Source organism: Metabacillus niabensis (assembly GCF_902829255.1).
GTDB lineage: Bacteria > Bacillota > Bacilli > Bacillales > Bacillaceae > Metabacillus > Metabacillus niabensis.
In genome coordinates this window covers 1-6715 of sequence record NZ_CADEPK010000054.1, presented here as the reverse complement: position 1 = coordinate 6715, position 6715 = coordinate 1, and the positions used below count along the sequence as shown (strand labels likewise).

Annotated in this window: 7 protein-coding genes and 1 riboswitch; of the genes, 4 read left to right on the top strand and 3 right to left on the bottom strand. The window is 36.7% G+C overall.

Annotation, left to right across the window (positions count from 1 at the left end; translation table 11 throughout):
- Positions 1-218: 218 nt before the first annotated feature.
- Genes HU235_RS07170 through HU235_RS07160 form a run of 3 tightly spaced genes read right to left on the bottom strand, consistent with a single transcriptional unit; the run spans position 219 to position 2793 of the window.
- A complete protein-coding gene (locus HU235_RS07170; protein WP_095301720.1) occupies positions 219-1019 on the bottom strand; it encodes an ABC transporter permease in 801 nt (266 codons plus the stop codon).
- A gap of 1 nt (position 1020) precedes the next feature.
- A complete protein-coding gene (locus HU235_RS07165) occupies positions 1021-1791 on the bottom strand; it encodes an ABC transporter ATP-binding protein (RefSeq protein WP_174879764.1) in 771 nt (256 codons plus the stop codon).
- Positions 1792-1803: 12 nt separating this feature from the next.
- Complete coding sequence (locus HU235_RS07160) at positions 1804-2793, bottom strand: ABC transporter substrate-binding protein (protein ID WP_174879763.1); 990 nt, start codon at positions 2791-2793, stop codon at positions 1804-1806.
- 160 nt (positions 2794-2953) lie between these two features.
- Between HU235_RS07160 and HU235_RS07155 the strand changes: the two genes are divergently transcribed.
- The 4 genes from HU235_RS07155 to HU235_RS07140 all read left to right on the top strand — a co-directional run bounded on the left by HU235_RS07155 (position 2954) and on the right by HU235_RS07140 (position 6623).
- Complete coding sequence (locus HU235_RS07155; protein ID WP_174879762.1) at positions 2954-3733, top strand: alpha/beta hydrolase family protein; 780 nt, start codon at positions 2954-2956, stop codon at positions 3731-3733.
- A 71-nt stretch (positions 3734-3804) separates the two neighbouring features.
- Positions 3805-4047: a DUF2584 domain-containing protein gene (locus HU235_RS07150; RefSeq protein ID WP_095301714.1), complete on the top strand. Its 243-nt coding sequence runs from the start codon at positions 3805-3807 to the stop codon at positions 4045-4047.
- Positions 4048-4305: 258 nt separating this feature from the next.
- A riboswitch (SAM riboswitch) is annotated at positions 4306-4491 on the top strand.
- A 248-nt stretch (positions 4492-4739) separates the two neighbouring features.
- Positions 4740-5939 (top strand): methionine adenosyltransferase, encoded by a 1200-nt coding sequence (gene metK / locus HU235_RS07145; protein WP_217451420.1) that lies wholly within the window; start codon positions 4740-4742, stop codon positions 5937-5939.
- Between the two features lie 231 nt (positions 5940-6170).
- Complete coding sequence (locus HU235_RS07140) at positions 6171-6623, top strand: FixH family protein (RefSeq protein WP_145581749.1); 453 nt, start codon at positions 6171-6173, stop codon at positions 6621-6623.
- Positions 6624-6715: the final 92 nt, after the last annotated feature.

Sequence of the window (6715 nt, the reverse complement as noted above, 5' to 3'; positions counted from 1 at the left end):
TTATCACACAGGAAGATTATTTAGAAACTTATGGTCCTATTTTGTTAGAAGAGATACCACATAATGTACAAAAGAATCGACAATTTAGTTTTATTATGAAGGATGGAGTGTTATTAAAAAGTTTAGAAAGAATAAAACAGCGATTTCTGACAAATGTGTCAGGAACGTAAAAAAAGAGGCTTTCATCAAGTCCCTCAATATAGCCGAGGGATCAGATGCTAGCCTCTTTTTTCCGATTTTATAACCCGTTTTTCTAGCAACTCGACTCCTTGGTACATAAGAGTCGCGAAAAACGCAATAATTAGTAGGCTTAATAGTACAAGGGTAAAATTAAATACTTGGAAACCATATATAATCATATATCCTAACCCTTTAGCGGAGACGAGAAATTCTCCGACAATGACGCCTACCCAGGAAAGTCCAACGTTTACTTTAAGTGTTGATACAATGGTTGGGAAGGAGGCAGGTAAAATTGCTTCACGAAAGATTTGGAATCGAGAGGCGTCAAATGTTTGCAGGACTTTTATATAGTTTGCATCAACTTCCTTAAAGGATGTATAAACAACAATCGTTGTAATAATAACGGAAATGATTGTTCCCATTGCTATGATAGAGACAAATCCTGGTCCTAATGCAACAATCAAAATCGGCCCTAGTGCAACCTTTGGCATTGCATTAAGAATGACTAAATATGGATCTAGAATCTTCGACAGTCTCGTAGACCACCATAACAGGGCTGCAAGTGCTGCACCGAGTAATGTACCAAGGATAAATCCTAATACTGTTTCAAAAAGTGTTACACCAATATTGGGGAGGAGAGAACCGTCATTCCATTTTGTAATGAATAAATTGAAAATTTTTGATGGTGTACTGAAAAGAAGAGGATCTATCCAAGCCCTTTGACCAGCTAATTCCCAAAGTCCGAAAAAACATAAAAAAATGAGAATCTGATAAAATCGTACCCATTTTTTTTCATTAGCTAAGCGTTGTTTATATCGATTATGGAGAAGGTCAATCATTTCATTTTGCTTCAATTTGGTCCAACTCCTTCCATATTTGCTGGAAAAGTGTTGAAAATAACGGATGCTGTCTAGCGTGAAATGGCGTTAATTCCCTTAGCTCTTTTGGGATGAGATATGTTCGATTTATACGACCTGGTCTAGCAGAAAAGACTATGACACGATCACTCATTGCAATGGCTTCACCAATATCGTGTGTGACAAGTATCGCTGTTTTTTTATATTCCTTTAGAGTTTCCACGACCAAATCTTCAAGCTTTAGCTTTGTTTGATAATCCAATGCAGAAAAGGGTTCATCGAGAAGAAGGATTTTTGGGTTTGTCGCTAAAGTACGTACTAATGCTGCTCTTTGTCGCATTCCGCCAGAAAGCTGGTTAGGATATTGGTTTCCGACATTCTCTAAACCCATTTCCTTTAACAAAGCTATCGTGTTATCTCGATTTTCTTTTGTGTTTTGATCAATAATTTTCAAGCCTAATGTGACGTTTTCCTCAATTGTCTTCCATGGAAAAAGATAATCCTGCTGAAGCATATAGCCGATTGCAGAATCGGGCTTTGTAATGAGTTGATCAGAGATTGTAACTGTCCCTTCAACTGGTTTTATAAGCCCTGCAATTATCGATAATAATGTTGTTTTGCCACAACCACTTGGGCCAAGGAAGGAGACGAATTCCCCCTCGTTGATGGAGAGTTCGATATCTTCCAGTGCCACAGTAGCTGAATCCTCTGTAAAATAGACATGATGGATATGCTTTAAATTTAAGAACGACATGTTTGTTCCTCCTTACTTCCCTGTCACTTCCTCTGCAAATGTTGTATTGACTAATGTTTCATAATCAATACGAGCAGGAAGTTCACCAGCCTCCTCCATAATATCCTGGAGATTATTCCATTCCTTTTCATCTAAAATTGGATCCTGAGCATATGAACCTTGTTCCTTATACCGTTCAATTACAGTTTCGATAATGTCTAGCTCGGTATCCTCAAATTGTGGTGCAATCGATTTTGCGACGTCTGAAGCACTATTTTCTTGAACCCATTGCTGTGCTTTATAAATCGCTGTAGTAAATTTTTTTACAGTTTCCGCATTGTCTTTTAAGTAGCTTTCCTTGCTCATAAAGGTAGTGTATGGTACCTTCCCTGACTCTGTACCAAATGAAGCAACAATATGACCTTTTCCTTCTTTTTCAAAGATACTTGCTTGTGGTTCAAATAATTGGACGAAGTCACCTGTTCCTGATGCAAATGCAGAAGGGATATTTGCGAAATCAACATTTTGAATAAGCTCAAGATCTGATTTAGGGTCGATTTTATGCTGTTTTAGCACATACTCTCCGACCATTTGTGGCATTCCACCCTTTCGCTGACCAAGGAAGGTAGTACCCTTTAATTGCTCCCACTGAAACTCTTCAATTTTTTCCCGACTAACAAGAAATGTTCCATCTGTTTCAGTTAATTGGGCAAAATTAATAATGGGATCTGTTGAGCCTTGTGCTTCAACATAAATCGACGTTTCCGAACCAACAAGGGCAATATCGGAACCGTCAGATAGGAGGGAAGTCATTGTTTTATCTCCTCCCCATGTTGTTGTTAATTCAACATCAAGACCTTCTTCTTCAAAAAAACCTTCAGAAAGGGCAACATACAATGGGGCATAAAAAATCGAATGTGTAACCTCTGCAAGGCGAACCTTTTCTGTTTGCGATTGGTTACATGCAGTAAGCGAGAAAATCATTATAAACGAGAGGAAAAGCATACCGACCCATTTTTTCATTTTCTTGACCTCCTTATGATAAGTATCAAATAATAAAACTGAAGTGATTTAATCTAGGATAAGATAGAGTATGAAAGTTCATGTAACATAATTTATGAATAATACGAAAATGTGTGAATGCCTATAGCACAAATTTGCGTGATGAAAGAGAGAGCATAAAATGAATGGAAAAATCATTGATAAGGTAAAATTTCCGTCGCCAAATCCACGAATTGAACTATCGGTTGTTACATATTTATCAAATAACCTAAAGGTAAAAGGGTTGTTAGCTGTTCCAAAGGGGAAGGGGAAATTTGAGGCTATTTTATATTTACGAGGTGGAATAAAAAGCGTTGGCATGGTCAGAGTCGGTCGAATTATTCAATTTGCCTCAGAGGGCTTTGTCGTGATGGCACCATTTTATCGTGGAAATCAAGGTGGTGAAGGTAACGAAGATTTTGCAGGAGATGATCGCTATGATGCGATTTCGGCAATTGAACTTTTAAGAGAGCACCCAATGGTTCAACAAGAGAGAATTCACCTTTTTGGATTTTCACGTGGTGGGGTTATGGCGCTAATAGCAGGAATTATGTCCAAACATATTCGTTCTGTTGTCACCTGGGGAGGGGTCTCTGATATGGTATTAACCTATATAGAGCGTGAAGACTTACGCAGAATGATGAAAAGAGTAATCGGTGGCACACCTACAAAGTTTCCTAAACGATATAAATGGAGAACACCTCTATATGAATTGGGAAAAATGAATGCCCCTGTTTTAATTATTCATGGAGTAAAAGATAAAAATGTTTCTGTCGAGCATGCCTATAGGCTAGAAAAACGCTTGAAAGAATTAGATAAGAAGGTAGAAACTTGGTATTTTGATGAATTTACACACTATTTTCCCCCTTCAATTAATCGTGAAACACTTCATCGATTATGTTTATGGATGAAAAAGCAATAAGTTCTTTGTTCTATGTAGACAAGAATGCTATCATTTATTTATAGGTATGTAATTAAAAGGAGGTTTTCATTATGGGTATGCCCGTAGAATTTAACACGATGATCGTGACAAAAGGAAACGAAAAACGCTTGGAGGAAAATTTGTTTGTATTAACAAAAGACGGGTATCGTATTTATCCTATTGATATTCCTATTGAGGTCAGAAAAACAAAACATGGTGAAATATCAGGTGAAGCCATTGTTGAAAAATTAGAACTCCATAATAATCAGACAAATGTTACGTACCGTTTAGTAGCCTTAAATTCAACGAACTAAAATAAATACAGGGGATGATTTTTCATCCTTTTTTTGTCTTTCTAGTATAGATAAACTTTTCTTTCATGTTCAAAAGCTGATAAAAAGGCTCATAATTTCATGTATTGATGGGCATGATGAACATGTAGATAAAAGAATCTAAGCCATTAGGAATATGAATTTTATAATCATAGCAATTTCATGTTGAGATGTTCTTATTCTACTTTTATTCTTGACAGTTTGCGATCCAGTACGCTATGATATGACCTTGAACGGATTCTCTTATCCCGAGCTGGTGGAGGGACAGGCCCTATGAAACCCAGCAACCTGCTATCAATGAAAGTAGGACAGTGCAAGTTTAATCAAACTCATACAATTTTGAATGAGAAATTTGCACTTGTTACTGACACTTTCCGATGCAAAGGTGCTAACCTGAGCAAGGCGAAAGCCCTTGATCGATAAGAGCGAAAGGCGATGAACGATACAAAACCTTTCCTCACAGGGGAAAGGTTTTTTTGCTAACAGATTAATTTTACCTAAAGAACAATATGTGGTAAAGATACATAATATTTCTGTTCACAAAACATCCCAACGTGATTTCTTGTAAAAGTGTTTCATTTAAACATCCTTATCATAGGTGTTTAGGTTACTTTACTTAGGGAAGAGTTCCGGCTCAAATGATGATAACCGAATATATGAGGAGGAAGCATTAAATTATGACTAAAAAACGTCTTTTTACTTCTGAGTCAGTTACAGAAGGACACCCAGATAAGATTTGTGACCAAATTTCTGATTCAATCCTTGATGCAATTATTGAAAAGGACCCAAATGCACGTGTTGCTTGTGAAACATCAGTTACGACTGGATTAGTATTAGTTGCAGGTGAAATTACAACTAGTACTTATGTAGATATTCCTAAAATTGTTCGAGAAACAATTAAAGGAATTGGTTATACTCGTGCAAAATATGGCTTTGATGCTGAAACATGTGCTGTATTAACTTCTATTGATGAACAATCTGCAGATATTGCACTTGGGGTTGACAAAGCACTTGAGGCGCGTGAAGGTCAAATGTCAGATGAAGAAATCGAAGCTATTGGAGCGGGTGACCAAGGATTAATGTTTGGTTTTGCTTGTAATGAAACAAAGGAATTAATGCCACTACCTATTTCATTAGCTCACAAGCTTTCTCGTCGTTTAACTGAGGTTCGTAAAGAGGAGATTCTTCCATATTTACGTCCAGATGGAAAAACCCAAGTAACTGTAGAATATGATGAGAATGATAAGCCAGTTCGGATCGATACAATTGTTATATCAACACAGCATCATCCAGAAATTTCACTGGAACAAATTCAACGAAATGTTAAGGAATATGTTATCAATCCAGTAGTTCCTGCTGAATTAATTGATGAAAATACAAAGTATTTTATTAATCCAACCGGACGTTTTGTTATCGGTGGGCCACAAGGAGATGCTGGTTTAACAGGACGTAAAATCATCGTTGATACGTATGGTGGATATGCACGTCACGGTGGTGGTGCTTTCTCTGGTAAAGATGCAACAAAGGTTGACCGTTCAGCTGCTTATGCTGCTAGATATGTTGCGAAAAACATTGTCGCGTCTGGTTTAGCTGGAAAATGTGAGGTTCAATTAGCATATGCAATCGGAGTTGCTCAGCCTGTATCAATTTCAATTGATACATTTGGAACGGGGAAAGTATCTGAAGACGTATTAGTTGAAGTGGTGCGTAGTAACTTTGATTTACGCCCAGCAGGTATTATTAAAATGCTTGATTTAAGACGTCCTATTTATAAGCAAACAGCTGCATACGGTCATTTTGGTCGTCTTGATCTCGATCTTCCTTGGGAAAGAACAGATAAGGCAGAAACTTTAAAACAACAAGCGTTGCGATAATTTTCTCTAATTTAATCTCTCTAAAATTGGTAAAGGCCTGATGATAAATCCATCAGGCCTTTATTTCGATTTTTTTGATAAGGATCGTAAATCCAAAAGCATATAACTCTTGTAGTATAACGTGGCAAAAGAATAAATATGTGAAAAAATGATGAAGAAGGAAAGAGACGGAAGCATCTATTTTAGAAACATATTATAATTAATGGAGTATATGAATGGAGGTAAAATGAAATGAAGCAATATATTCAATGGTTGTTTGTCTTTATCCTTGCTTTGCTTATTAGTGGATGTGGTCAAGCAGAAGACCATAGCAATCATCAAGTTGAAGAGGATGGAGAATTAAAGGAACCGAAAGTTGAAATTAAAGTTACTGAGAAAGCTAACAAAGGTGAAACTGTACCTATTTCAGCTACTGTTTATTACGGAGATGAGTTAGTTGATGACGCGAAAGTAACTTTTGAAATTAAACGTGGAGAAGCTTCAGAGGAAATCGAAGCAGAATTAGGCAAAAAAGGTACATATGGGATTAAATATCAATTTGTTGAGGATGGCACATATACAATTATTGCCCATACAGATGTTAGAAAATTACATACAATGCCTCAAACGACGATACAAATTGGAGATGGTGATGATACATCAACTCAGGAAGAAACGGACGAACATGAGGCACATTCACATTAATGAAGCGGTGGAGAAAAAATTTCTCCCCTTTTTTGCTGAAATATAGAATTTTTTTCCGAAATTTGAATTTTTTTGCAACATTTTTTGAATAC